Origin of the sequence: Micromonospora sp. M42, assembly GCF_000568915.1 — a bacterium.
Taxonomy (GTDB): domain Bacteria; phylum Actinomycetota; class Actinomycetes; order Mycobacteriales; family Micromonosporaceae; genus Micromonospora; species Micromonospora chalcea.
The window spans coordinates 4,592,529-4,616,991 of sequence record NZ_KK037233.1 but is presented as its reverse complement, the minus strand read 5'-3'; the positions used below and the strand labels follow the sequence as shown (position 1 = coordinate 4,616,991).

The 24,463-nt window shown below is 68.6% G+C and carries 23 protein-coding genes, 2 tRNA genes, 1 other RNA gene and 1 pseudogene; 13 read left to right on the top strand and 14 right to left on the bottom strand.

From position 1 onward, the window contains the following. From MCBG_RS34290 to ffs, 8 genes are all read right to left on the bottom strand, one after another. Positions 1 to 284 (bottom strand): ATP-binding cassette domain-containing protein (locus tag MCBG_RS34290; RefSeq protein ID WP_043327840.1); only part of this gene is annotated, 284 nt, incomplete at its 3' end. Positions 285 to 291: 7 nt separating this feature from the next. Beyond that, positions 292 to 1,260: an ABC transporter permease gene (locus MCBG_RS21255; protein ID WP_043327839.1), complete on the bottom strand. Its 969-nt coding sequence runs from the start codon at positions 1,258 to 1,260 to the stop codon at positions 292 to 294. After that, on the bottom strand, positions 1,257 to 2,261 hold the full coding sequence (locus tag MCBG_RS21250) for an ABC transporter permease (protein ID WP_043327838.1): 1,005 nt from the start codon (positions 2,259 to 2,261) through the stop codon (positions 1,257 to 1,259). The genes MCBG_RS21255 and MCBG_RS21250 overlap by 4 nt, the downstream gene beginning before the upstream one ends. A gap of 78 nt (positions 2,262 to 2,339) precedes the next feature. Continuing rightward, entirely contained in the window at positions 2,340 to 4,004 is a 1,665-nt protein-coding gene (locus MCBG_RS21245; RefSeq protein WP_043327837.1) for an ABC transporter substrate-binding protein, read from the bottom strand. 322 nt (positions 4,005 to 4,326) lie between these two features. Then, the gene (gene recR / locus MCBG_RS21240) at positions 4,327 to 4,920 is read right to left on the bottom strand and encodes a recombination mediator RecR (protein ID WP_030502116.1); all 594 of its coding nucleotides are present in this window, start codon (positions 4,918 to 4,920) and stop codon (positions 4,327 to 4,329) included. A gap of 8 nt (positions 4,921 to 4,928) precedes the next feature. Beyond that, positions 4,929 to 5,237, bottom strand: a complete 309-nt coding sequence (locus MCBG_RS21235) for a YbaB/EbfC family nucleoid-associated protein (RefSeq protein WP_030502117.1) — start codon at positions 5,235 to 5,237, stop codon at positions 4,929 to 4,931. A 108-nt stretch (positions 5,238 to 5,345) separates the two neighbouring features. Next, complete coding sequence (locus tag MCBG_RS21230) at positions 5,346 to 8,204, bottom strand: DNA polymerase III subunit gamma and tau (RefSeq protein ID WP_043327836.1); 2,859 nt, start codon at positions 8,202 to 8,204, stop codon at positions 5,346 to 5,348. 107 nt (positions 8,205 to 8,311) lie between these two features. Continuing rightward, an RNA gene (gene ffs, locus MCBG_RS31950) (signal recognition particle sRNA small type) lies at positions 8,312 to 8,401 on the bottom strand. An 81-nt stretch (positions 8,402 to 8,482) separates the two neighbouring features. Between ffs and MCBG_RS21225 the strand changes: the two genes are divergently transcribed. The 3 genes and pseudogenes from MCBG_RS21225 to MCBG_RS21215 all read left to right on the top strand — a co-directional run bounded on the left by MCBG_RS21225 (position 8,483) and on the right by MCBG_RS21215 (position 9,429). Further along, positions 8,483 to 8,567, top strand: a tRNA-Ser gene (locus MCBG_RS21225). Between the two features lie 251 nt (positions 8,568 to 8,818). Next, a pseudogene (locus tag MCBG_RS21220) lies at positions 8,819 to 9,124 on the top strand (type II toxin-antitoxin system RelE/ParE family toxin); the annotation flags it as partial. Beyond that, positions 9,124 to 9,429: a helix-turn-helix domain-containing protein gene (locus tag MCBG_RS21215; protein ID WP_043327835.1), complete on the top strand. Its 306-nt coding sequence runs from the start codon at positions 9,124 to 9,126 to the stop codon at positions 9,427 to 9,429. The pseudogene MCBG_RS21220 and the gene MCBG_RS21215, both read left to right, overlap by 1 nt. A gap of 65 nt (positions 9,430 to 9,494) precedes the next feature. Here MCBG_RS21215 and MCBG_RS21210 read toward each other — a convergent pair whose 3' ends face one another. Together MCBG_RS21210 and MCBG_RS21205 are read right to left on the bottom strand one after the other, a co-directional pair. Continuing rightward, positions 9,495 to 10,715, bottom strand: a complete 1,221-nt coding sequence (locus MCBG_RS21210; RefSeq protein ID WP_043327834.1) for an RNA polymerase sigma factor — start codon at positions 10,713 to 10,715, stop codon at positions 9,495 to 9,497. Further along, on the bottom strand, positions 10,712 to 11,044 hold the full coding sequence (locus MCBG_RS21205; RefSeq protein ID WP_043327833.1) for a YciI family protein: 333 nt from the start codon (positions 11,042 to 11,044) through the stop codon (positions 10,712 to 10,714). The genes MCBG_RS21210 and MCBG_RS21205 overlap by 4 nt, the downstream gene beginning before the upstream one ends. A gap of 153 nt (positions 11,045 to 11,197) precedes the next feature. Here MCBG_RS21205 and MCBG_RS21200 point away from each other — a divergent pair, with 153 nt between their 5' ends. The 3 genes from MCBG_RS21200 to MCBG_RS21190 are packed head-to-tail and all read left to right on the top strand — an operon-like array spanning position 11,198 to position 12,894. Then, positions 11,198 to 11,710, top strand: coding sequence for an NUDIX domain-containing protein (locus MCBG_RS21200; protein WP_043327832.1), 513 nt, complete (start codon positions 11,198 to 11,200; stop codon positions 11,708 to 11,710). A 51-nt stretch (positions 11,711 to 11,761) separates the two neighbouring features. Continuing rightward, on the top strand, positions 11,762 to 12,376 hold the full coding sequence (locus MCBG_RS21195; protein ID WP_043327831.1) for a hypothetical protein: 615 nt from the start codon (positions 11,762 to 11,764) through the stop codon (positions 12,374 to 12,376). Continuing rightward, the gene (locus tag MCBG_RS21190; RefSeq protein ID WP_043327830.1) at positions 12,373 to 12,894 is read left to right on the top strand and encodes a hypothetical protein; all 522 of its coding nucleotides are present in this window, start codon (positions 12,373 to 12,375) and stop codon (positions 12,892 to 12,894) included. Before MCBG_RS21195 ends, MCBG_RS21190 begins: the two co-directional genes overlap by 4 nt. Before the next feature lie 241 nt (positions 12,895 to 13,135). On the opposite strand, the gene MCBG_RS21185 is transcribed toward MCBG_RS21190, so the two are convergent. After that, positions 13,136 to 14,119, bottom strand: a complete 984-nt coding sequence (locus MCBG_RS21185) for an ABC transporter permease (RefSeq protein WP_043327829.1) — start codon at positions 14,117 to 14,119, stop codon at positions 13,136 to 13,138. A gap of 315 nt (positions 14,120 to 14,434) precedes the next feature. Between MCBG_RS21185 and MCBG_RS21180 the strand changes: the two genes are divergently transcribed. Both MCBG_RS21180 and MCBG_RS21175 read left to right on the top strand, forming a co-directional pair. After that, positions 14,435 to 15,046 carry a permease-like cell division protein FtsX gene (locus MCBG_RS21180; RefSeq protein ID WP_043327828.1) on the top strand — a complete coding sequence of 204 codons (612 nt, stop codon included), beginning with the start codon at positions 14,435 to 14,437 and terminating at the stop codon, positions 15,044 to 15,046. Further along, complete coding sequence (locus MCBG_RS21175) at positions 15,043 to 15,627, top strand: SigE family RNA polymerase sigma factor (RefSeq protein ID WP_223201287.1); 585 nt, start codon at positions 15,043 to 15,045, stop codon at positions 15,625 to 15,627. Before MCBG_RS21180 ends, MCBG_RS21175 begins: the two co-directional genes overlap by 4 nt. A 395-nt stretch (positions 15,628 to 16,022) precedes the next feature. On the opposite strand, the gene MCBG_RS21170 is transcribed toward MCBG_RS21175, so the two are convergent. Beyond that, positions 16,023 to 16,607 (bottom strand): hypothetical protein, encoded by a 585-nt coding sequence (locus tag MCBG_RS21170; RefSeq protein WP_043327827.1) that lies wholly within the window; start codon positions 16,605 to 16,607, stop codon positions 16,023 to 16,025. 187 nt (positions 16,608 to 16,794) lie between these two features. On the opposite strand from MCBG_RS21170, the gene MCBG_RS31245 reads away from it, so the two are divergent. After that, complete coding sequence (locus MCBG_RS31245; protein ID WP_051611331.1) at positions 16,795 to 17,640, top strand: YDG/SRA domain-containing protein; 846 nt, start codon at positions 16,795 to 16,797, stop codon at positions 17,638 to 17,640. A 305-nt stretch (positions 17,641 to 17,945) separates the two neighbouring features. Beyond that, a complete protein-coding gene (locus MCBG_RS33135; protein ID WP_140946225.1) occupies positions 17,946 to 21,395 on the top strand; it encodes a hypothetical protein in 3,450 nt (1,149 codons plus the stop codon). A 422-nt stretch (positions 21,396 to 21,817) separates the two neighbouring features. Here MCBG_RS33135 and MCBG_RS21165 read toward each other — a convergent pair. Then, positions 21,818 to 21,904, bottom strand: a tRNA-Ser gene (locus MCBG_RS21165). Positions 21,905 to 21,979: 75 nt separating this feature from the next. On the opposite strand from MCBG_RS21165, the gene deoD reads away from it, so the two are divergent. The 3 genes from deoD to MCBG_RS21150 all read left to right on the top strand — a co-directional run bounded on the left by deoD (position 21,980) and on the right by MCBG_RS21150 (position 23,903). Next, positions 21,980 to 22,687, top strand: a complete 708-nt coding sequence (deoD, locus tag MCBG_RS21160) for a purine-nucleoside phosphorylase (RefSeq protein WP_043327826.1) — start codon at positions 21,980 to 21,982, stop codon at positions 22,685 to 22,687. A 113-nt stretch (positions 22,688 to 22,800) separates the two neighbouring features. Further along, entirely contained in the window at positions 22,801 to 23,439 is a 639-nt protein-coding gene (locus MCBG_RS21155; protein WP_030502134.1) for a TetR/AcrR family transcriptional regulator, read from the top strand. Then, the gene (locus tag MCBG_RS21150) at positions 23,436 to 23,903 is read left to right on the top strand and encodes an acyl-CoA thioesterase (protein WP_043327825.1); all 468 of its coding nucleotides are present in this window, start codon (positions 23,436 to 23,438) and stop codon (positions 23,901 to 23,903) included. The genes MCBG_RS21155 and MCBG_RS21150 overlap by 4 nt, the downstream gene beginning before the upstream one ends. 12 nt (positions 23,904 to 23,915) lie before the next feature. Here MCBG_RS21150 and MCBG_RS21145 read toward each other — a convergent pair whose 3' ends face one another. Further along, positions 23,916 to 24,359 (bottom strand): nucleoside deaminase, encoded by a 444-nt coding sequence (locus MCBG_RS21145; RefSeq protein ID WP_338104090.1) that lies wholly within the window; start codon positions 24,357 to 24,359, stop codon positions 23,916 to 23,918. Between the last annotated feature and the right edge of the window lie 104 nt (positions 24,360 to 24,463).

Below are 24,463 nucleotides of genomic sequence, written 5' to 3'. Positions count from 1 at the left end.
CATCGCCACGTCCCGGCCACGGAGGCGCGGCGGGACCGGTCGTCGAGCTGGAGCAGGTCGGTGCCGTCGAAGACCGCCTTGCCGCCGACCCGCAGGCCCGGCTGCTTGGGCAGCAGGCCCATGATCGCCAGCGACGTGACGCTCTTGCCGCAGCCGGACTCGCCGACCAGGCCGACCACCTCACCGGCGTCGACCGAGAAGGACACCCCGTCCACCGCGTGCACGGTGCGCTGCCCACGACGGGCGAACGTGACGGAGAGGTCGTCCACTTCGAGCAGTGCCATGAGAGACCTACTTCCGCAGCTTCGGGTCGAGGGCCTCGCGCATCGCCTCGCCGAGCAGGGTGAAACCGAGCGCGGTGATGATGATGCCGAGCGCCGGGTAGATCGCCAGGCCCGGCCGGATGCCCAGGTACGGCTGCGCGTCGGCGAGCATGACGCCCCACTCGGGGATGGCCGAGTCGGGGTTGCCGAGGCCGAGGAAGGAGAGCGCGGCGGCCTCGATGATCGCGGTCGCCAGCGTCAGCGTGGCCTGGACGATGACCGGGGCGATCGAGTTCGGCACCACGTGGGTGAGGGCGATCTTCGACCGCTTCACGCCGAGCGCCGTCGCCGCCAGCACGTAGTCGCTGTTGGACTGCGCGATCATCGAGCCGCGCAGCAGCCGGGCGAAGATCGGCACGGAGACCACGCCGACAGCGATCATCACGGTGGTGAGGCTGGCGCCGAGCAGCGCCGCGATGCTCACCGCGAGCAGCAGGCTCGGCATGGCCAGCAGCATGTCGATGAAGCGCATCAGGGTGGTGTCGATCCAGCGGCCCCAGCGGCCGCCCAGCCCGGCCGCCGCGCCGGCGACGCCACCGATCAGCGCACCGACGGCGAGACCGATCAGGGTGGAGACCACGCCGACGAGCAGCGTCTGCCGGGCCCCGACGATCAGCCGGCTGAACTCGTCCCGGCCCTGGTGGTCGAAGCCGAGCCAGTGGTCGGCGGAGGCGCCCGGGATGATGCCCTGGCCGGACTTGACCAGCCCTTCCCGGATGCCGATGGAGTCCGTCGGGCTGTACGGGACGAAGAACGGCCCGATCACCGCGACCAGGACGAAGACGGCCAGGATGACCACGCCGATGATGGCCGCCGGGTTGCGGCGCAGGCGGCGGAACGCCTCCTTCCAGAGGCTCACCCCCTGCTCGTCCTCGCGGGCGGACAGTTCGGCGAGCCGGTCGATCTTCTCGCGCTTCTTTCCTCCGGTGATGGTCATCGCACCCTCACCCTCGGGTCGATCACGCTGTAGGAGAGGTCGACCAGGAGATTCACCAGCACGTACACCACCGCAATGATCATGATGAAGCCCATCAGCACCGGATAGTCGCGCTGGCTGATCGACTCGGCGACGAACGCGCCGATGCCGCTGAAGGCGAACACGGTCTCGGTGAGCACCGCGCCGGAGAGCAGGAGACCGGTCTGCAGACCGATCGAGGTGGCCACCGGCAGCATGGCGTTACGCAGCACGTGCCGGCGACGGACGGTCCGCTCGGTCAGGCCCTTGGCCTCGGCGGTCCGGACGAAGTCCTCGTTGAGCACCTCCAGGACGCTGGCCCGGGTGATCCGGACGATGATCGCGAGCGGGATGCTCGCCAGCGCGATGCCCGGCAGCACGAGGTGCCAGAGCGCGTCGGCGGCGGCGTCCCACTCGCGGGTCATGATCCCGTCGAGGACGAAGAAGTTGGTGACCCGGGTCGCCCCGATGGTCGGGTCCTGCCGGCCGCTGGAGGGGAACCAGCCCAGGTTCTCGGCGAAGATCGCCTTGAGCACGTACGCCAGGAAGAAGACCGGGATGCAGATGCCGATGAGCGATCCGCCGACCGAGGCGTGGTCGAGGAACCGGCCGCGGCGGCGTGCGGCGAGGTAGCCGAGCGGGATCCCGATGCCGATCGCCAGCACCATGGCCATGATCGTCAGCTCGACGGTGCCGGGGAACCGCTCCACGAACTCCGTGGTGACAGCCCGCTTCGTACCGGTCGAGGTGCCCAGGTCGAGCCGGATCATCCGCCGCAGGAAGCGGGCGTACTGAACCAGGATCGGCTCGTCGAGACCGAGGTTGCGCCGGATCGCGGCGCGCGACTCGGGCGTGCCCCGTTCACCGAGGATCGCGGTCTCGGGACCGCCGGGAAGTCGGCGGAGCCAGATGAACAGCAGGACGGAGAGCCCGAACAGCGTTGGTATCAGCTGTAGCAGGCGTCTGACGATGAACCGGAACACGGGCGCCTCGGAGGGTGTGCGGAGGGGTGCGGGCGGGCGCTGTGGTCACAGCGCCCGCCCGCGTACGGTGCCTTCAGATCACTTGAACTCTGCGCTCGAGTACCGCTCGTCGGTGAGCGGGCTCGCCTTGACCCCGGTCACGTCCTTGCCGAACACGATCGCCGGCGGGGAGTGCGAGATCGGCACACCCGGCAGGAAGTCCATGATCGTCTTGTTCAGCGCCTTGTACTTCTCCGTCCGGGCCGCCACGTCGGCGGTGGTGTCGGCGTCCTTGAACTGCGCGAAGAGCGCGGGGTTGTTGAAGCCCCACTCGTCCTTCTGGCGGTCGAAGAAGGTGCCGATGAAGTTGTACGCGTCGCCGTAGTCACCGGTCCAGCCGAGGAAGTGCAGGTCGTGCTTGTTGCCGGAGGTGGTGGCGTTCAGGTAGTCCGGGCTCCACTTCAGCGGGATGGCCTGGACGTTGATGCCGACCGCCTTGAGGTCCGCCGAGAGCAGCTCGAAGATGTCCTTCGGGTTCGGCATGTACGGCCGGGTGACCTCGGTCGGGTAGTGGAACCGCAGCGTCAGGTTCGACGCGCCCGCCTCGGCCAGCAGAGCCTTGGCCTTGGCCGGGTCGTAGTCGTACTTGGTGACGTCGCCGTTCCAGCCCTCGACGGTGTCCGGGAAGAAGTTCATCGCGACCTTGGCGCCCGGGGGCAGCTTCGAGTCGACCAGGGCCTGCCGGTTCAGCGCGTGCGCGATGGCCTGCCGGACCTTCAGGTCGGCCAGCTTCGGGTTCCCCTTCTGGTTGATCGCCAGGTAGAGGATGTTGAAGGCCGGACGGGTGAGGACGTTGAAGCCCTCCTTCTTCAGCGGCTCCACGTCCGCCGGGCCGACGAGGTCGTAGCCCTGGATGTCACCCGAGCGGAGCGCCTGCTTGCGGGCGTTCTCGTCCGAGATCGTCTTGAAGATGATGGTCTTCAGCTTGGCCTTGTCGCCGTGGTAGTCGTCGTTGCGCTCGATGGTGAGCGTCTTGTTCGCGATGTCCCAGGCCTTGAACTTGAACGGGCCGGTGCCGGTCGGGTGCTCCATCGCGTACGCCGGGTACTTGATGTCCTCGGCGGTGCCGGTCACGTTGCTGGCGTCGTACTGCTGCATCGCCTTGGGGCTCTGCATCGAGAACGACGGCAGCATCAGCGCGGCCGGGATCTTGCTGGAGACCCGGGTGAACGCGAGGTCCACAGTGGTGGCGTCCTTGGCGGTGCAGGACTTGAAGAGGCTCGGCCCGAGCTCCGGGTCCTCGTTCTTGGCGAACCCGCCCATGACGTCCTGCCAGTACGCGGTCACGTCCGGGCTCTGCATGAGGCCCTTGGCGTTGTACCAGCGGTCGAAGTTGGCGCAGACGGCCTCGGCGTTGAAGTCGGTGCCGTCGTGGAACTTCACGCCCGAGCGGAGCTTGAAGGTCCAGGTGGTGCCCGCCGCGTCCGGGGTCCAGGACTCCGCGAGACCCGGCGTCACCTTGGTGCCGCCCTCCTCCGGACGGACCAGCGTCTCGAAGACCTGGCGCGCCACGCGCAGCGACTCACCGTCGCTGGCGAAGCTGGGGTCGAGCACCTTCGGGTCTCCGGCGACGCCGAAGACGAGGGTGTCCTTCTTCTTATCTCCTCCGGAGCCACTTTCACGGTCGCTCTCGGCGCAGCCTGCAACCGCGAGGGCCGCGACCGCGACGGCCGCGATTGCGACCTTCGGCCTGGATGCACGCATGGTGCTTCACCTCGTCCTTGGGGGTACGGACAACGTGGTGACAGGGTCACCGATGTGCGCAGACCTTAGCCCTCGGGTGGACGGCGCGGAAACGGGCGGGGGGTGGGTTGGTATCGAATCGTGTCTGTTCTGGACCAAGGCATTCGATTCGAAGGAGAACACTGCCTAGTACCGAATTTTCGTCGGTTTGAAGGCCAAATTTATTACGTCGATCCGGTCCCGGACGCACGTTCGTGTCAGATCAGCGCGGGGCGGAGTTCAGCGCGTAGACACGTCCGGCGGGCACCCCGCAGGGCACCCGCCGGAAGCGACGCGACACGACTCAGACGGCTCGGCGCCCCTCGAAGGCACGGCCCAGCGTGATCTCGTCGGCGTACTCCAGATCGCCGCCGACCGGCAGCCCACTCGCCAGCCGGGTCACCGCGATCCCCATCGGCTTGACCATCAGCGCCAGATAGGTGGCGGTCGCCTCGCCCTCGGTGTTCGGGTCGGTGGCCAGGATCAGCTCCCGTACCGAGCCAGTGCCGAGGCGGGTCATCAGCTCACGGATCCGCAGGTTGTCCGGGCCGATGCCCTCCAGCGGATTGATCGCGCCACCGAGCACGTGGTAGCGCCCGCGGAACTCGCCGGTCCGCTCGATCGCCACCACGTCCTTGGGCTCCTCGACCACGCAGAGCACCTCGTCGGTACGCCGCGGATCACGGCAGATCCGGCACTGCTCCGACTCGGCCACGTTGTAGCAGGTCGTGCAGAACCGGACCAGGTCCTTGACCTTGCGCAGCGCGCCGGCCAGCCGGTTCACGTCGGCCGGATCCGCCGACAGCACATGGAACGCGATCCGCTGGGCGCTCTTCGGCCCCACGCCCGGCAGCCGGCCCAGCTCGTCGATCAGGTCCTGGATGGCACCCTCGTACATCTGCCGGCTCAGAACCCGGGCAGGCCGAGGCCGCCCATGCCGCCCGCGACCGGGCCCATCTTCTTCTCGGTCAGCTCACGGGCCGCCTCGGCGGCGTTGTGCACGGCCGCGACCACCAGGTCCTCAAGCGTCTCGACGTCCTCCGGGTCGACCGCCTTCGGGTCGATCTTGATCGCCTTCAGCTCACCGGTGCCGGCGACGGTCGCGGTGACCAGGCCACCGCCGGCGGTGCCGGTCAGCTCCGCCTCGGCCAGCTCGGCCTGGGCCTTGGCGATCTGCTGCTGCATCTTCTGCGCCTGCTTCAGCATCTGCTGCATGTTCGGCTGTCCACCTGGGCGCACGGACCGCTCCTTCTTCCACTCGTCTGCTCGGCCGCGCCCAGCCTAGTCGGGCCACGGCGCTGCTGAATCGCGGTCGGCGCGCGCTCAGCGCGCGTCCACCTCGTCGATCTTCTCGGCTCCGAACGTCTCGCGCAGCAGCTGAACCGCCTGCTCCTCGCTCGACTGCCGGGCCGTCCGCTCGTCGATCACGTCGTCGAGCGGCTCGTCGCCCGGGTCGAACCCCTCGTAGGCCGGCGCCGCGGCGGGCGCCCGCCCACCCCGCACCGGGCCGTCGAAGTCCGGGTCGTAGGGCGGCTCGCCCGCCCACTCGGCGTCGGCCGTCTTCCGCGCCGGCTGCGCCGCGCGCGACCCCTTGCCGGGACCACCGCCGGCAGCAGCCGCCGCGGCGGCCGCACGCGCCGCCGCGATCGCGCTGTTCTTCGGCCCGCCGCCCCCCGGCCTCGCCCCACCGGCCGGCGCCGTCGCGGGTGCAGCAGGCTTGGGTACGGCGACAGGGGCGGTAGCGGTCGCCGTGCCCCCGCCCGGACGGGCCGCCGCCGGCCAGTCCTCCGCGTCGCCGGTGCTCGCGGCCGAGGCGCCACCGGTCGCCGCGCCACCGGGCCGCACCGGCTCCGGCCAGTCGTCCTCGTCGGCCTGCCCGGCCGCGCCCTGACTGCCGAGGGTTCGGTTGCCCGTGGCACCGGTCGAGCCGGACACCGGCTGTCCCGGGGCGTCGCCGAGACCGGCGGATGCCGGACGACCGGCAGCGCCGGAGTCAGGACGGCCCGGTCCGGCGTCCGTCGAGCCAGGACGGCTCCCGTCGGGTGTGGTCGAGTGGGAGAAGTCGCCCGAGCTGCCGGAAGCGGAGCGCGCCTGAGCGTTGGCCGCCACTCCGGGGGCCGGGCGACCGGGTGAGGTGTCGGACGACCCCGGAGCCGTCGGAGCGGACGCCGGGCGACCCGGGACGCTGTCGGACGGTGCGCGGTCGGGCGTGCTGTCGGTCTGCGCTCGTGCCGCGCCGGACGGGCGGGACGGGCCGCCGAGCGATGCGGCGCCGCGCTCGCCCGCCACCTCGCAGCGGATCTGCCAGCGACCGCCGAACTCCTCGTAGAGCGCGTCGGTCAGCACGGCCGCGTGGTCGGCCATCATCTTCGCCAGCACCGTCGACTTCACGGTCAGTACGAGCGTGTCGCCGTCCAGGTCGCGCACCACCGCGTCCCGCATCAGCGCGGCGATCCGCTTGTTGCTCCGGTTCACCTTGCCTACTACCTCGGGCCAGACCCGGCGCACCGCCACCGCGTCGAGCGCCCCCGGATTCGCCGCGCCGGGGCGGGGCGGCTCGGGCGTGGCGGGGTCGGGCATCACCGCAGACGGCGGCACCGGGCGGCGGGCGGCGGCCTGACCGGAAGTCGTCGGGCCGGCAGTTGACCGCTCGGAGGCCGACGCGGAGAACCCGGCGTCCGTGCCGGGGTGAGTTCCGGCAGCCGCTGTCGCCTCGGTCGTCGACGAGCCGGAATCGGCAGCGGCCGGGCCGGCGTCGGCAGCCGCACCGGCCGGGGCGGGACGGGAGCCGGTAGCCCCGACGGCAGAGCCCGGGCGGGAACCGGGCGCGGCGCTGCGGGAACCGGCAGCGGCGGCTGCGGCGGCACGTGCGGCGGCGGCACCGGTCGGGGCACCGGGAGCCGCCGGCGTGCCGGCGGTGTCCGGGTGGACCGCGGCGGCAGCCGCGCCCGGGGCGGAAGCCGCCGGGCGTACCTCAGGGGTCTGGGTGGGATGCGCGGACGGCGACGGCTCGACGCCGCCCAGCGTCAGCCGGCGTTCCATCCGCTCCAGGCGCTGGAGCAGGCCGCCGGACGAGTCGTCCGCGCCGGGCAGCAGCATCCGGGCGCAGATCAGCTCCAGCAGCAGCCGGGGCGCCGTGGTGCCGCGCATCTCGACCAGGCCGTTGTGCACGATGTCCGCGCAGCGGGACAGCGTGGCCGGGCCGAGGCGCTGCGCCTGGGCGGCCATCCGCTCGATCTGGTCGGCCGGGCCGTCGATGAGGCCCTTGGCGGCGGCATCCGGCACCTGCTGGAGCACGATCAGGTCGCGGAGGCGTTCCAGCAGGTCGGAGGCGAAGCGGCGCGGGTCGTGGCCGGCCTCGGCGACCCGGTCGACAGTCGCGTACGCGGCGGCGCCGTCACCGGCGGCGAGCGCGTCGCACATCTCGTCGATCAGCGCCGAGTCGGTGACGCCGAGCAACGCGGCGGCCCGGGCGTAGCCGACACCCTCCGGGCCGGCGCCGGCGATGAGCTGGTCGAGTACGGAGAGGCTGTCCCGGGCGCTGCCGCCACCGGCGCGGACCACCAGCGGGAATACAGCCGGATCGACAGTGACGCCCTCGGCCTCGCAGAGCTGCTCAAGGTAGGGACGGAGCACCTTCGGCGGGATCAGCCGGAACGGGTAGTGGTGGGTCCGCGACTTGATCGTGCCGAGGACCTTCTCCGGTTCGGTGGTGGCGAAGATGAACTTGACGTACTCCGGGGGCTCCTCGACCAGCTTCAGCAACGCGTTGAAGCCGGCCGACGAGACCATGTGCGCCTCGTCGATGACGTAGATCTTGAAGCGGCTGCGGGCCGGCGCGAAGAACGCCTTCTCCCGCAGCTCACGGGCGTCGTCGACACCACCGTGGCTGGCCGCGTCGATCTCGATCACGTCGATCGAGCCGGCACCGTCGGTCGCGAGCGAACGGCAGGACTCGCACTGCCCGCACGGCTCGGGCGTGGGGCCCTGCTCACAGTTGAGCGAGCGGGCCAGGATCCGGGCGCTGGAGGTCTTGCCGCAGCCCCGGGGGCCGGAGAAGAGGTACGCGTGGTTCAGCCGGCCGCTGCGCAGCGCCTGCGACAACGGCTCGGTGACGTGATCCTGGCCGATGATCTCGGCGAACGTCCGCGGCCGGTACTTGCGGTAAAGGGCCAGTGCCACCCGCCCCGCCTCCTCTCGACCGAGCCATTCTGCGCCGGTCGGCCCCGGGTGACCACCCACCACCCCGTGACCCGACCCGCAGCGACGTTACCCGGCCCGGGAGACAGAAAGGCCTCCCGTGCACCCGGCAGAGCTCGCTTATCCTTGCTGCCTTCCGGCCCTGGGGAGGTTCACGAGGTACCGCCGCACGGGAGGTGACGCCAAGCCTACCCGAAGGGTTGTGGATCTTCCGGGAGGGTGGGGTGGCCCGCCGTCGGGAGACCTGTATCCTGGCTCGCGGAGGATTCGCCTAGAGGCCTAGGGCGCACGCTTGGAAAGCGTGTTGGGTTTACACCCTCACGAGTTCGAATCTCGTATCCTCCGCTCGCTTGAGCAGGAAAAACGACAGGGCCGGCCCCCACGGGACCGGCCCTGAGTCGTCTCTACGCTCGCCCTCGTCTCACTTGCCATGGTCCGGCCCGCCTGGTTGCTCGCGGCCGGCCGCTCGGCCAGATCGCTGGCGGCTGTCATGAATCGCAGAGATCAGCTCTCCCCGCACTCGCGCGCAGACACAGGCTGATCTTTTGTCGCACTCCTGACGCTACGTAGTATCAGACCTTCACTTCAGTAAGGATGACCCGGATTCCGCAGGCCAGGTGGCCGCCGCCATTGACCTGCTCGCCGAGGAAGGCCCGGCCCTCGGGCGGCCCCTCGTTGACCATGTGAAGGGCTCCGACTACAAGAACATGAAGGAGCTCCGGCCGGGCTCGGCGGGGGATACGGAGATCAGGATCCTGTTCGCCTTCGACCCCCAGCGGGAGGCCATCCTCCTGGTCGCGGGTGACAAGGCCGGCAACTGGAAAGGCTGGTACGAGACCAGCATCCTCGAAGCGGACCAGAAGTTCACCGAGCACCTGCGAGAGCTGAAGGGACAACGCTGATGGCACGTAGCTGGCGGGACGTTCGCTCCCGCGCCGACCTGAACGAGACCACCGTCGAGCAGCACAAGGAGCGGATGCGCGGCGAGGTCCGCGCCGCGCGCCTGCGCGAGATGCGCGAGCGCAGGGGCCTGACCCAGCAGCAGGTCGCTGACCGCATGAAGGTGTCGCAGCCTCGCGTCGCGGCGATCGAGAACGGCGAGTTGCCGAAGGCCGAGGTCGGCACTGTTGTGCGTTACATCAGGGCCCTCGGCGGCAACGTGGAGATCGTCGCTGACTTCGAGGGCGAGCGGGTCACCCTCAGCTGAGTGGGCAAGAGACAGACACGAAGGGGCACCGCTTGCGGCGCCCCTTCGGCGTTCCATGGCACTCCTCACCCGGTGCCCAACTGGTCCCGCCGCCGCTTCAAGTACGCCGTCTCCGCGCTGTTCCCCGCCAACTCGATCGCCCGCTCGTACGCCTCCCGCGCCTCCCCACCCCGCCCGATCCGCCGCAGCAGCTCGGCCCGCGTCGCGTGGTACGCGTGATATCCCTCCAGCGGCAACCCGTCCACCTCGGCGAGCGCCACCTGCGGCCCGTCCAGTTCGGCGACCGCCACGGCCCGGTTGAGTCGCACGATCGGCGACGGGTCGACGCGTACCAAATGGTCGTAGAGCGCGGCGACCTGCGACCAGTCGGTGTCCCGCGCGTCGCGGGCGTCGGTGTGTACGGCGTTTATCGCGGCGAGGATCTGGTAGCGGCCCGGCGGCCGTGCGGCGGCGATGCACGCGCGGACCAAGGCGTGGCCCTCGGCGATGAGGCCGCGGTCCCAGGCGCTGCGGTCCTGCTCGGCGAGGACGACGAGTTCGCCGGTCGCGGAGACCCGGGCGGGCCGGCGGGCCTCGGTCAGCAGCATCAGAGCCAGGAGACCGGTGACCTCGTGGTCGTCGGGCAGCAGCGTACGGACCAGCCGGGTGAGCCGGATCGCCTCGCCGGTCAGGTCGGCGCGCACCGCCTCCTTGTCGGGGTCGGAGGCGAGGTAGCCCTCGTTGAAAACCAGATAGAGAACGGCGAGCACGCCGGTGACGCGGGTCGGCAGGTCCTCGCGGGACGGCACCCGGTACGGGATCCCGGCCGCCTTGATCTTCGTCTTGGCCCTGGTGATCCGCCGGCTCATGGCGGCTTCCTGAACCAGGTACGCCCGGGCGATCTCCGGCACTGTGAGTCCGCCGACCAGGCGCAGCGTCAGCGCCACCCGCGCTTCCATGGCCAGCGCCGGATGGCAGCAGGTGAAGATCAGGCGGAGCCGGTCGTCGTCGATGACACCGAGCGGTTCCGGCACGTCGGTCAGCATCAGCGCCTCCCGGTGCTTGTCCTCCCGCCGGCTCTCGCGCCGGATCCGGTCGACGGCCCGGCGGTACGCGGTGGTGGTGAGCCACGCGCCCGGGTTCGGCGGTACGCCGTCGGCCGTCCACCGTTCGACGGCGGCGGCGAACGCCTCGGCGGTCATCTCCTCGGCCACGTCGAGATCGCCGATGCGCCGGGCGAGCGTGGCGACCACCCGGGCCCACTCCTCGCGGTGGACCCGGGTCAGCACCTCGCCGACGTCTGTCACGCGCCCAGGAACGGCCGCAGCTCGACCCGCCTGTTGCACCGCTGCGACGCCAGCGCGGCGAGCGGGAGCGCCACGTCGAAGTCCGGGGCCTCGATGATCCAGAACCCGCCGACGTACTCCTTCGTCTCCAGGTAGGGCCCGTCGGTGAGCAGCGGGCTCCCGTCCCGCGCGTCCACCACCGTGGCGGTCTCGGGCGCCGCGAGGCCACCGGCGAAGACCCAGTGGCCGTCGGCGCGCAACCGCTCGTTGAACTCACCGATCGCGGCCATCTCCGCCTCGGTGGCCGAGCCGGTGGTGTCGTCGAGTACGGAGATCAGGTACTGCGCCATCGGTTCCTCTTTTACTATCGTCGGCCGCCGTCACCCCGGCTACGAACGCCTCCACCCCGATCCGACCACCTCCGCCGAGATCGACCAGGCGATTCTCGTACGCGAACGCCGAGGCCGCTGCCGACGGCGTGAGGACGGCCGACAATCGTCGGTATGGCCGACGAGCGTCCCCTGTACGAGCGAGATCCGGCAGCCTGGCAGGCCCACCTCGCCGAGGGCAACGCGCGGCAGCCCCGGAAGCGGGTGGGAGCCGACGTACTGCTGCGCAACGGTGACGGCGACGTCCTGCTGGTAGATCCGCGCTACAAGCCGGACTGGGACCTGCCGGGCGGCATGGCGGAGGCGAACGAGCCGCCGCACCTGGCCGCCGAGCGGGAGATGCGCGAGGAGTTGGGTCTCGAACTACGCGTCGGACCGTTGCTGGTGGTGGACTGGGTCGCACCGCACGGCCCGTGGGACGACAGCCTGATGTTCATCTTCGACGGCGGTGCACTGCCTCCCGCCGAGCCGTTGAAACCGGCTGACGGCGAACTGGCTGACGCACGATTCGTTGCGCTCGATGATGCGCAGGCGCTGCTTCGCCCGTACGTTTGGCATCGGCTGCGTCACGCGGTGGCCGCGCTGAGCGACGGACGCCCGAGGTATCTGACCAACGGAGCCACCTGAGATCGTCGTACACATGTTCCATCCACAGCCTGTGGACGCCGAGAGGACCGGATGAGTTACCAGCTCAGCGCCGTGGTCGCCGACGTCGAGCTGCTTCGCGAGCAGACCGCCGACCTGGACCACGCGGTGCTCGCCGCGCTCCGCCAGGACTTCGCGCTGCTGCCGGTGACCCCGCAACTGGTGCAGGAACTGACCGGCGGGCTGCCGGACTTCGCCACCGACGAGCCGCGCGCCGAGCGCCCGTTCCGGCTGGTGCTCTCGCCGCCGCTGGCGGAGGTGCTGGCCCGCTGGTCGACCAGCGGCCCGGTCGCGTACCTGGAGGCGGAGTTCGCGGGCGGGCTGGGCCACCAGTCGGCGGTGGTGTGGCTCGGCGGCGAGGTGAGCTGGGGGCCGCGGTACGACGCCGCGCTGGACCGGCCGCGTACCGAGTGGCCGATCAACACGGCGCTGGCCAGGCTGGGCGCGGAGCCGGGCGCGTGGATCGACCCGTTCGCCGAGCTGGGCCTGCACCTGGAGCGCGACACCGACGGCTGGCTGACGCACGGTCGGCGCGGGCTGTCCGCCGACTACTGGGACGAGCTGGCCGAAGAGTGGGAACTTCGCCAATCCGGCCAGCACCAGCAACCTCATCGCCCCGGTCCCGTTGGTGACTGGGGGATTGCATGAAATTACGACAATTCGGCTTTATTGCCGTACTGCTTGCTGCCGCATCAGTGGCGGGCAGCGGCGTTCATCCACAGTGGCCGGCCCGGCCAGTCGGCGCCGCCCAGGTGGTCAGCCTGGAGGGCCTGCGCGACGCGGAGTTCGGCGCCACCGAGGCGGACCTGACCCGCCGCGGCGTGCTGCGCGCCGACGAGGAGGCCTGCGGGCCCGCACTCGTCGGACACGGGGCGGTCAGCCCGATCTTCGTCGACGACCGGCTCGTCCTGCTCTGGCTGGACGACCCGATGAGCACACCCGAGGGCATCAGCGCCGGCACGCCGATCGGCGAGGTCCGCGCCGCGTACCCCGGCGCCACCGACCTGCCGGCGCCGCCCGGCAGTCACCGCTTCGCCGGGCTGCTCGCCCGCGACGGCGACCGCGCGTACCTGTTCCTGCACGACGGCGTCACCGTCCGGGAGATCATCGCCGGGTACGCGGACTGGGCCCGCCGCCTCTTCGACGAGGGCTACGGCCCCTGCTGACATTCGGCTCGACCACCTGGCTGCGGCGATCACGTGCTCGGGCTCATGGACCGCATACCGGAAGCCGCGATCACCTGCTTCCTCGACGCGGTCGAGGCGCACCGCCCCGCCCGTCTCGCCGTGACCTCGCCGACGCGGCCCCGAGGCCACCAACGGAGGATCATGTTCCGGCAGTGCTCGTCGCCGGTACCGCGCTGACCACCCCCCGGGCGGCGAGAACGCCCGGCCGAGCTGACAGCGGTCAGTACTTCCGCGTCGGCTCCGCCGGCCCGGCACCCGACACGCTCGCGGGCAGTGCCGGTTGCAGGGCCTCCAGCGCCCGGCTGACGCCCAGGCCGGCGAGGATCGCCAGCGCGAAGACGACAGTCGGCAGCCACCGGGGGCCGCCCGCGACGAGGATGATCATCTGCACCAGGCACAGCAGGGTGACCCCCAGCACGGTGCCCGCGAAGCCGCCCCGCCCGCCGGCCACGCTCACGCCGCCGAGCAGGACGGCACCGGCCACCAACGTCAGCTGGCCGATGTCGGCCGATGCGGTTGCGGCACCGATCCGGCCGGCCAGCAGGACTCCGGCCGCGCCCGCGATCAGGCTGGAACCGCCCAGGCCGATGACCGCGCCCAGCAGCCGTGCACCGAACGGCGACAGCGGCTCCCCGGCGACGACCCGGTTACCGCTCAGCGCCCGCCGCACCGCCGGGATCGACCACACCACCGCGCCGCCGATCGACAGCAGGAGAAACAGCACCAGCCACCCGGCCCCGGCACCGTCGGACCGGATCCAACCTTCGCTCGCGAGCCGCCGCGGACCGCCGCTGCCGGTGGTCGCGAGCAGAATGCCCTGCGTCAGGGCAAGCCCGCCCAGCGACACCGCCCACCCGGGCGCCTGCAGCAGCCCGGCGATCAGGCCCATCCCGAGACCGAAGAACGCCGCGGCGGCGATCGCGGCGACCGCCGCGACGAGGACCGGGGCGCCGGCGTCGAGCACCTCCGCGTACGTCAGGCCGGCGAGTGCCCCGACTGCGACGACCGCGAGGTTGGGCGTGGCGGTGCGCAGCGACAGCGCGAAAGCGGTCGCCAACAGGCCGGCGGAGGCGATGTTGAACACCAGCGGCGACAGCCGCGACCCGTCCTGGGAGTACCACACCACCGCGGCGACGACGGTCAGCGCCAGCAGCACCGCCTCCCAGATCAGGTGCGGCCGAAAGGAGCCACCGGAACGGGACATGACCGGTCCGGCGGGTGCCAACGGTTGTTCAGGCGTGAAAACCACAGCGATTCCTCCCTTGTGCGGACGCTGACACTAACCGGCAGGACGCCGCAGATACACGAGCCCGGATACCTAGGGCTGTCCGGACGCTCGCCGAGCAGCCGGGCGCTCACCCCCGCCGGTCACGTTCGCCGGGTACGCGGACTGGGCCCGCCGCCTCTTCGACGAGGGCTACGGGCCCTGCTGACCCGACCCGCCGGAGCTCCGGTGTGACCGATACGGCGACTCGACCGGTCCCTAAGAGAGGACGCCGTCGGACACCAGGAGCGAGTTGTGGACCAGAAACTGCATGTGCTCTTCGAGCGGGCACTCGAGGTGGAACCCGTACCCCCGACCGGGGAACTGGCCCGGGAGGCCATGGCCGGGGGCGCCGCGCTGCGACGCAGACGCCGGCTGGTCACGGGAGGCACGGCGGCCTGCCTCGTCACGATCGCCGCTGTCCTGGTCGCCCTGAACCTGACGCCGGTATCGAGGGAACCGGTGCCGCCGGTGGTGGCGGCCGGCGCGCTGATGCCCTCCGCCGACGCCACCTGTGAGCGACAGTGGGGTGACGAGCCGGTCGACGTCCGCGTCTTCCTGCGGCATGACATCACTGATCAGCAGCGGCTCGACCTACACGACGCGCTCCAGTCGGATCCGCTCGTGCGGAGCGTAACGTTCCAGAGCCGGGACGAGGCGTATGCCAGATTCAAGGAGATGTACCGGAACAGCCCGGATCTGGTCCACGCGGTCAAACCGGAGCAGATGCCCGAGTCCTTCCAGGTCACGTTGACGAGGGCGAAGGACTACTCCGAACTCGTGGCGAACTTCCACGACCGGGACGGCGTCGATCAGGTCCTGGGCGGTCCGTGCCCGACGCGCTCGGAGTCCGGGGAGGGTGAGTGACCAGCGGGCAGATCGACGTACGCGCTACGCCGACTGCCGAACGCCCGGCCGGACCGCTGGCCCGGTGGAGCGCCGCCCGTCGCCGTGAGCGCTGCACCCGGGACGAGGACTTCAGCGCGTTCGTCGCGGCGACCGCGCCCCGGCTGAGACGCACCGCCTACCTCATGTGCCGGGACTGGCACCTCGCCCAGGACCTGACCCAGATCACGTTCACCCGGATGTACGCCTCATGGGCCCGCATCCGGCATGCCGCGAACCTCGACGCGTACAGCCGCCGGGTGCTCATGAACGCCGTCTTCGACCAGCGGAGCCGGCGCAGCGGCACCGAGGTGGTCTGCGCCGATCTCCCCGAGCGGCCGGAACCGGCGGCGGCGACGGACCTGCACGTCGCGTTGATGACCGCGCTGGCGACGCTGCCGATCCGGGACCAGGCGATCGTGGTGCTGCGGCACTGGGAGGACCAGAGCGTCGCCACCGTCGCCCAGATCCTGCGCATCTCCGTATCGGCCGTGAAGATGCGGGACGCCCGGGCGTTGAGCCGGATCCGCGCGCTGCTCGGCGAGGACTTCACCGGGAGTTGACCCGGCACGCGGAACGCCCGGTCGATCCGTGAGGATCGACCGGGCGTTCTCGCTGTTCACGAGCGGTGGCGGAGGGATTTGAACCCTCGGAGGGCGTAAACGCTCACACGCTTTCGAGGTCTGCGATCACGCGTCCGGGCCGGTCCGATGGTGCATAGGACCAGTAGTTCGGTGCCCGTCGGACGCTCGTGAACGACCGCGTATGGCAACGAATGAGACCGCAGTTGAGACCACCAGTCCCCGCAGGCCCCTGTCGAGCCACGATGCGTGGCGCTCGGCCTATCCGCCGCCGGCCGCATGCTTGAGGCGTTGGCGCGACCGCCGAAGCGGCGTTGACTGCGCGGGCCGGCCCGCGCCGTCTTCGTGTCTCCGGTGACGTCCAGCCTGATGACGACCTAATCGACCGGCGACGCCGCCTCACCTTCGCGCTGCAGCAACACCTTGCCCGTTTGCTTCTCGCTCTCGGCCACGAGCTCGTGGAACCTTTGCAGCACTCTCACCCGCGCCACCGCCTGCCACCAGCGGCCGTCCAGAATCAACGCCATCTGCTGCGACAGCTCGAAGACGAGCTTCGCCTTGTCGTGGCGGGTGCGGGCCGACAGCAAAATACCCTGCATGGTGCCGATGTACGACATCACGATCTTCATGGGCATGGAGTGGAAGGTCCCGGCGTGTCGGTCCATGCTGTCCGTCATTGCTTGCGCCTGCTGGCGCATCCGTTCGTACTGGCGCCACCGTTCCTCTTTCAGGGTCTCGCGGACCTGCGACTCCGCCTCTCTCGGTATATCCATACTGAGGAACGCCGCCGGAAGGGAGACGGCGGTGAGCGCCGCTGACAGCTCCCGGCGCGACCGGAGCGCGGCGAGAATCCGCTCCTTGCGGGCCTCAAGGCGCGGCTTAGCGGCGTACTCGATCCCCAAGGTGACGATCAGGGCTGTGGCGGCAGAGGTGGCGACGATGTCCCAGTTGACAAATGGCATGCCGGGCAGTGTGCCGCGCCCGCCCGTCCGGATAGTCGCTTGACGCTGTCGGGTTAGCGACTTGCTCCTGCGTCGGCGCCTGCCGGTGCCTGCCGCGCTGCGTGGATGGTCCGCGCCGCGTGGTCCATTGCAGATCTAGCAACCTCTAGGGACTCCGAACGTCGCACGCCTCCCCTATCGTGCCGGTATGCCGAAGCGGACCTACGGTGAGATCCTTGGCTTCCCGCCGGGCTCGAGTTTTTCAAACCGTACTGACCTCGCAAAGTCACAAGTTTACAGACCAAACCAGGGTGGCATCTGCGGAGGTGCCGACGACGCAGAATCCATCGACGTCTCCGGCGGGTACGTCGATGACGAGGACTACGGCGACGAGATCGTGTACACCGGCCAGGGCGGCAATCACCCCAGCACCAAGCGGCAGATCGCGGACCAGAAGCTGACCCTCGGCAACCTAGGGTTGGCCAGAAGTCAGCTCGACGGGAACCCCGTACGCATGATCCGCGGGGCTGGAGGAGAGCCCAAGCACTCGCCTGCGGTAGGCCTTCGCTACGACGGCCTGTTCCGAGTGGTCGATCACTGGACCGCTACTGGCATCGACGGCATCGGGATCTGGCGATATCGGCTGGTCACCTTCGAGAGCGTGGACGCACCACCGCGCCTCGTTGAGAGTCAGACGAACAAAAGCGTGCCCCGTGTAGAAGCGACGATCCAGCGGCTAGTCAGGAGCACTGCCGTAGCCATTGGCGTGAAGCGGTTGCATGACTACACCTGCCAGGCCTGCCGTTTACGGCTCGTCACCCCTGGTGGGCCGTATGCCGAAGCTGCTCGCATCAGACCCTTGGGAAAGCCTCACAACGGCCCCGATGTTCCTAGCAATATTTTCTGTCTATGCCCCAGCCATCACCTGCCCTTCGATGCCGTAGCGACGTACATCGATCACGCCGGTCAAGTGCTGGACGCTGTCACTGGGACAATCGTCGGCGACCTTCGACTCGTCAAGGGACACCCGCTCGACTGGACCCATCTGGAGTAACACCGGGACCATCACAGGATTGACAAGCAAGCATCTGATACCGCAACTGCCGCAAACGCTCGGATCCTGAATGGGAAATAGCTGTGACCGTAAATCCGGATGCTCGGCCTTGGGCAACAGTCGACGGGCCGTCGCTTGCGCAAGCTGCCGCCGCGTTGCAACTCCTCCCCGATAACCGACCCGCCCTCCTCCGGCTACAGCGCGCCGTCGCAATCGGCGCAGGGCTCCCGGCACGCGAACAGCCGGCGATCTTGACACCCAGCGCTCTACGGCAGGTTTTCAAGCAGCCGGCAGTCGCGGGCCTCATGCAGACCGAAGACCCGCCAGAAGACCTGTTCACGCGCGAAATTCCCTACCATGGCGGACCTCATCTGGCGATTGAAGGTCTATCGACCGAATCTGGATACGTCGCGACACTTTTGCTTCGAGCGATATTCAACCCACGCGACAACCATTTGCCGGAGGAGTATCGGAGTCAGGCGGCGCTCCTGGCGACGACCCTTCTACGCGTCAGCGACCTTCTTTGCCGCCGTGCCGGACTCAGTCGCGGACGGGTGCCCAACACCAAAATGCGAGAGAACATATTCGTTCCCGGGCGCGACTATCTTACGGAACTGTCCGAAGCCGTTCTGCTAACCCCTGAGGATCTAGCACGGATTCTCCCGCTCGCGGCGACCCACGTCATCTATGACCTCGCGCTGCCCCCACGGGATGAAGTATCCACTTCCCCCGAGCCCAATGAGAGTCTGCTCGTAGTTAAGCCGTTTATGAAAGTGGCCGACGGCGTCCTGGTGACCAATCCGGCTGAGCTTACAGCATCCCTGCGTCACAACCTCATTACGCTGGCGCAACGACACGGGTGCGCGGCCGAGCTGGCAGAAGCGTTCAGGCTAGAAGTGGCGCGACAGACAGTTTGGGTCTTGGGGCTATTCGGCATGAGGCCAATAGCGCCGTTGGATAGGGGCCAGGATCCCCTAGTTGCTCGACAGCGCTTCGAGTTCGCTGGTGACAAAATCCTAGATCTGGCCGTGATTACCGACGACCTGGATGGCTACGATCCAAACGATCCTTACGGCATGTGGAACGTACCGAATCTGAGCGAGCGGGTACACGATGTGATTGACCCCGCCAGAGATCCGGTTCCCGAAGATTCGAATACGCTACGTCTAATCCTGCAAGAACCACTTGGCCGAGGATACGTCCTTGGCCTAATGCCCAGCCGACTCAGCGGACCGATCCTCATGGCGCGGCTCAGCGAGTTGGAGGTGATCGCCGCGCTCGACGGGAACGACCCCCTGGCTCTTTGGCGGTTCGCCGAGGCCGAATCACGGCTTGAGCAGTCGACCAGAGTCGTCTCGTTTGGCGCACTTGACAGCTATGGCTTGTACCGCAGCCACGAGTACAGCTATTACCTTTCAGACGATCACAAGCCGACCTTCCTCACCATATCTTCCGACCATTCCCTGCCCTTGAAGGCCGAGGCAAACCGCAAAACCGACGCCCATGAGGTCCCAAGTCCACACAGGCCTGCATACATACAAGTTGTGTCAATGCACGGTGCCGACAAGGCCCCCATATACCTTATTCACCCTCGCCACGATGAAGACGAAACGCTGGTCGAGCTCGACGGCCTTAATGTGTGGTTCGGAGCTGGCGCCGCTCCGCCCCATAACCTCCGGGGATTCGTAAACGAAATCGCACCTGCTGCCGCCTACTGGACTTGGCAACTGTCCAAGCAAGTGCCAGAGCTCCTGCAGGGTTCTACGTTCGAAGGCCGGCTGTATGTTGAGCTGGTGCCCGACGATGCGGAAGCATGGTCCGCCGTACTGTCACAAGTGCCAGAGGAAACCAATGAGCAGACATGGGTCTGCGCCGGAGATTCCAATTGGGGTCAGGCGAAGCTTCTGCTTAAGGCGCAAGGCGCGTGGACCCTCTTCCTAGATCAGAATCATGCAGACCGGTTACTTGTTTCGGCTCTTGCCATGGCGCTTTCCGACGCCACTGGCGTTGCACTCCAAGATATTCCGTCCATAGTCGATCGGGTCGCTCCAGTAGGCAGAAAGAAAGTTATCAGGGTCAACAAAGGCAGCCAGGTGGCTCTACGACCACCGTTCTTCCGAAGCGCGCGGCTGGTGCAACCCGCCGTATCTGGGTTCATCCTTGACGAATTAGGCGAGTGGCTGACTGCGGATGGGCTGCCGGAAGGACAGGTCCCGGACGAGAAGCGCAACGAACTGCTTCAGAAGTGCGTTTCCCACCACTTCGAGCAGATACAAGCTATTGTGAGCGAACTCGACCCAAACGGCTTGATTGAGTTCCTTGTTCGGAGGGATGAGACACTCATACATTCTGACGCCGTAGAGCGAGAATCCCTTGCCTATCGCATCGCTTGCTTCGGCGAGAGTCCTGACCTGACGCAGGAGATTGCGGAAGGTGAGCGGAAGCGAACGGAGGCGGCAATCGCGAGTCGCTTCTTGGTGGAATATGTGGCCGCAACACCGCCATCAGGCCAGAGGCCTATCACTTTGGACACATACGATCGACTGCTGGCTACGGCTGCGGAAATTTACGCGAGGGCTACGCTGTCAGACGCGATCCACCACGAGTTCTCAGATGCGACGTTATCGCTTCTCAAATCGGGTCGACTGGGCACCTCTCGTGGCGACAGGTACGACTCTGGCACGGGCGCGTTCAGCATCGCTCAGGCAGAGGCAATCAGACTCATGGCCCTTGGCGTCGAGTCGAGTCCAAGGCCGGTTTCAGCAAAGGTGGGCCCACCCGCATCGACCGTCGAGGCAGGAATGCTCGCCGAATTCGGGTTCACACTAACCGAACTGGGAGAGGGAATAGGTACGCTCATTGGCTTTGGCGATGAACGTTGTAGCCAAGAGCCATGTCGTGTTCCGATAGTGGAGGTTGAGCAGGAACTAACGAGCACGCTCGGCTGGACGAAAGAAAAAGCGAGGCGCTTCATCGATGCGCTTGCCTTGCGCCCCCGCAGGAATTTCCTCTCGGTGGGTCCGGATGCTTGGCCGTGGCGATATAACCGAGAGTGGTCATACGCACGGCGTCCCCTCATTCAGGCCGGGAACTCGGATGGCGGCGAAGATCTAGTTTGGGGAGTGCGTCGCCTATGGTCGACCGCCGGCTACTGGGTAGGTCTCCTCTACTCAGGACGGATGCGCGCGAAGTCGCCTGAGCTGACGAGAGTCGTCAGTACCATCCGACAAGACGAGAATAAAGCTTTCGAGCAGAGGGTGGCTGACGCACTCGGCTCGGGAGGATGCGCAATCACCGCCACGGGGCTTGCGAAGGTTCGTGGCAAAAAGCTGCAATCTTCCGCAGGCGATGACCTGGGCGACATTGACGCGTTGGGCATCCATGTGCAGCGCCGGCTGATCTTCGTAGCCGAGGCCAAGGATTTCGAGTTGGCGCGCATTCCGAGAGAGCTCGCTAATGAAGCAGAGAGCCTTCTGTATGGCCAGCGTAGTGCACTACGGAAACTTACTGGTAGGGCGAACTGGGTGCGGCAGAACCTACCTGCCGTCATCCAACACTTCAACTTGGACCTGGACGCTTCTGGTTGGAGCGTGGTTCCCGTCATCGTTACCAGTCGGAGCCTGGTCACGCCTAAAGTCCTTGCCTGCCCCTTGCCGGTCATTGCAATTGACGATGTCGAGGAATTCGTCCAGAAGGCCGTTAGTCGCGCTAGACCCTCGCGGGTAACCCGGAAGGCAGCCAGACGAGGTCGATAGACGCCACTTGGGCCGTTGGACGAAGGACTAGTGGGGGCAATTCCAAAGGTGAGGAAAATTTGCGAAAATTGGAGCGGCACGTCCTTGCCCATCAGGTCGTAGATCGCCACGGGCTCGCCCTTGATCGAGACGGTCCGCTCAACAACCGGGCCGCCACGGTGCTGCTGATCCTCGGCGTGGCCTAGCGGTCGTTGATGGGCATCATGGGCTGGTCCAACTCGACGACGGCGGCCCGCTACCAACATCTCACCGCCCAGGTGCGTCGGGACATCGCCCAGCGCGTCGGAGGGCTGCTGTGGGGACAGCCCGACAGAGGACCCGAAGTCGACTCTTGAGCAGCAACTGAGACCGAAACTGAGACCACAAGCGGAACGCCCGGTGCGATCCTCGCGGATCGACCGGGCGTTCTCGCTGTTCACGAGCGGTGGCGGCGGGATTTGAACCCGCGGAGGGCGTAAACCCTCACACGCTTTCGAGGCGTGCTCCTTAGGCCACTCGGACACGCCACCGCCGACGAGGGTACAGGACCGCCGGCTTGGACGCCGAACCGGTATGCCTCGGCCCGGCCTGGCAGGATCTTTGCCATGAGTACGCACATCGGCGCTGAGCCGGGAGAGATCGCCGAGCGGGTCCTGATGCCGGGCGACCCGCTGCGGGCCAAGTGGATCGCGGAGACCTACCTGGAGGGGGCCCGCTGCTACACGACGGTGCGCGGCATGCTGGGCTTCACCGGCAAGTGGAACGGCGTTGACGTGTCCGTCCAGGGCTCCGGCATGGGCATGCCGTCCGCTTCGATCTACGCCCACGAACTGGTAAACGAGTACGGCGTGAAGTCGCTGATCCGGGTCGGCTCCTGCGGCGCGCTGACCGAGGATCTGCAGCTGCGGGACGTGGTGGCGGCGATCGGCTCGTCCACCGACTCGAACATGAACCGGATGCGCTTCGACGGGCTGATCGACTACGCCCCGGTGGCCGACTTCGGGTTGCTGCGTACCTCGGTCGAGGTGGCCGAGCGGCGCGGCATCAGCATGCGGGTGGGGCCGATCCTGGCGGCGGACGCCTTCTACACGGACCGGCCGGACCTGTACGACACGCTCGCCGACTACGGCGTGCTGGCGGTGGAGATGGAGTCGGCGGCGCTCTACACGATCGCGGCGCGCTTCAAGGCCCGCGCGCTGACGATCCTGACCGTCAGCGACCACATCAAGACCGGCGAGAAGACCACGTCGCAGGAGCGTGAGCAGACGTTCGGCCAGATGGTCGAGATCGCGCTGGACACCATCATCGCCTGACCTGATCGACCCTGGACCGCCCCGCCGCCGCGAGGTGGCGGGGCGGTCGCGCGTTACCCGGGTCACAAAAATAAATACGACCGGTCGTGCTTGTTTCCCGATACGCTGCCCGCATGACCTCCGACGGCCGCGTCGCCCGTGGCGACCGCACCCGCACCGCGGTGCTGGACACCGCCGTGGCGCTGGCCACCGAGGTCGGCCTGCACGGCCTCTCCCTGGCCCAGCTCGCCGACCGGCTGGAGGTGAGCAAGTCCGGCCTCTTCGCGCACTGGCGCTCCAAGGAGGCGCTGCAACTCGCCACCGTCGACCGGGCCGTGGCGCAGTGGCAGGAGATGATCGTCGCGCCCGCCCTGGAGGCGCCCCGGGGCGTACGCCGGCTGCGCGCGCTGCACGAGGCCCGGATCGACTTCTACGCCGCCCGGGTGCTGCCCGGCGGCTGCTTCTTCGCGAACACCGAGTTCGAGTACAACGCCCGCCCCGGCCCGGTCCGCGACCGGCTCGCCGAGGCGTTCGCCCGCTGGACCGCGCTGCTGGAACGCCTCGTCCAGGAGGCGGTGGACCTCGGCGAACTCCCCGCCGACCTGGACGTGCCACTGCTCGCGTACGAGATCGACGCGCTGGGGATCAGCGCGGTGATGCGGTCCCGGCTGCTCGACCCGGACGCCACCTACCGGCACGCCCGCCAGGGCCTGCTGACCCGGCTGCGGGCGCTCTGCCCGGATCCGACCCTGCTACCGGAAGGCCAGTCATGAGCCACACCACAGTCGAGCGGCAGGCCGCCGAGTTCGGGCACGTCGCGCACGTGCCGGTGCACTTCGACGACCTCGACGCCATGGGCCTGCTGCACAACGCCCGCTACGCGGTGCTGCTGGAACGCGCGCTCACGCCGTACTGGGCCGAGCGCGGCGTCGCCTTCCGCGGCGATGTGCACGCCGCGCCGGACGTGTTCCACGCGGTCCGCGAGTTCACCATCAGCTACCGCGCGCCGGTCACCGGCGTCGGCACTGTGGCTGTGCACTTCTGGCTGGAGCACTTCGGCACCAGCAGCGCCCGGTACGCCTTCGAGTTCCGCTCGACCGACGGCGCCACCGTGCACGCCACCGGCACCCGGTCGATCGTCCGGCTCGACCCGGCGACGTTGCGCCCGACCGCGTGGACCGAGGTCGCCCAGGGGGTCGCCGCGACGCTGCTGCGCCCGGCGCCGACGAGCGCCTGAGCCGAGCACACCTCAGCGGAAGAACGCGCGCAGCAGCGCGGCGCTCTCGCGTTCCAGCACGCCGCCGTACACCTCGGGGCGGTGCGTGACGCGGCGGTCGCGCAGCACGTCCCAGAGCGACCCGACGGCGCCGGTCTTGGGTTCCCACGCGCCGAACACCACTGTCGAGACGCGGGCCAGCGCGATCGCCCCGGCGCACATGGTGCACGGTTCCAGCGTCACGACGAGCGTGCAGTCGTCCAGCCGCCAGCGGCCCAGCCGCTGCGCGGCCCGGCGCAACGCCAGCACCTCGGCGTGCGCGGTCGGGTCGCCGGTCAGCTCCCGCTCGTTGCGCCCGATCGCCAGTTCGGCGCCGTCGGGACCGTAGAGCACCGCGCCGACCGGCACGTCGTCGGCGTCGGGGATCGCCTCGTCCGGGCCAGTCACCGCGACCTCCAGGGCCCGGCGCATCCACAGCTCGTGCCGCTGCCGGCGGCCGACCGCGCCCGGTTCGGCGAGCGCCTCGTCCGCGCCGGGACCGACGCGCGCGGTCCGGCCGGGGGTGGGCTGCCCCGGGCGTA

Excerpts from the sequence above, each read along its gene's own strand:
- recR (WP_030502116.1), bottom strand. The coding sequence starts at position 4,920 with ATGTACGAGGGTGCCATCCAGGACCTGATCGACGAGCTGGGCCGGCTG.
- MCBG_RS21155 (WP_030502134.1), top strand. The coding sequence starts at position 22,801 with ATGACCTCCGACGGCCGCGTCGCCCGTGGCGACCGCACCCGCACCGCG.
- MCBG_RS33135 (WP_140946225.1), top strand. The coding sequence starts at position 17,946 with ATGCAGACCGAAGACCCGCCAGAAGACCTGTTCACGCGCGAAATTCCC.
- MCBG_RS21170 (WP_043327827.1), bottom strand. The coding sequence starts at position 16,607 with ATGCCATTTGTCAACTGGGACATCGTCGCCACCTCTGCCGCCACAGCC.
- MCBG_RS21150 (WP_043327825.1), top strand. The coding sequence starts at position 23,436 with ATGAGCCACACCACAGTCGAGCGGCAGGCCGCCGAGTTCGGGCACGTC.
- MCBG_RS21255 (WP_043327839.1), bottom strand. The coding sequence starts at position 1,260 with ATGACCATCACCGGAGGAAAGAAGCGCGAGAAGATCGACCGGCTCGCC.
- MCBG_RS21215 (WP_043327835.1), top strand. The coding sequence starts at position 9,124 with ATGGCACGTAGCTGGCGGGACGTTCGCTCCCGCGCCGACCTGAACGAG.
- MCBG_RS21235 (WP_030502117.1), bottom strand. The coding sequence starts at position 5,237 with ATGCAGCAGATGCTGAAGCAGGCGCAGAAGATGCAGCAGCAGATCGCC.
- deoD (WP_043327826.1), top strand. The coding sequence starts at position 21,980 with ATGAGTACGCACATCGGCGCTGAGCCGGGAGAGATCGCCGAGCGGGTC.
- MCBG_RS21190 (WP_043327830.1), top strand. The coding sequence starts at position 12,373 with ATGAAATTACGACAATTCGGCTTTATTGCCGTACTGCTTGCTGCCGCA.
- MCBG_RS21245 (WP_043327837.1), bottom strand. The coding sequence starts at position 4,004 with ATGCGTGCATCCAGGCCGAAGGTCGCAATCGCGGCCGTCGCGGTCGCG.
- MCBG_RS21200 (WP_043327832.1), top strand. The coding sequence starts at position 11,198 with ATGGCCGACGAGCGTCCCCTGTACGAGCGAGATCCGGCAGCCTGGCAG.
- MCBG_RS21185 (WP_043327829.1), bottom strand. The coding sequence starts at position 14,119 with ATGTCCCGTTCCGGTGGCTCCTTTCGGCCGCACCTGATCTGGGAGGCG.
- MCBG_RS31245 (WP_051611331.1), top strand. The coding sequence starts at position 16,795 with ATGCCGAAGCGGACCTACGGTGAGATCCTTGGCTTCCCGCCGGGCTCG.
- MCBG_RS21205 (WP_043327833.1), bottom strand. The coding sequence starts at position 11,044 with ATGGCGCAGTACCTGATCTCCGTACTCGACGACACCACCGGCTCGGCC.
- MCBG_RS21195 (WP_043327831.1), top strand. The coding sequence starts at position 11,762 with ATGAGTTACCAGCTCAGCGCCGTGGTCGCCGACGTCGAGCTGCTTCGC.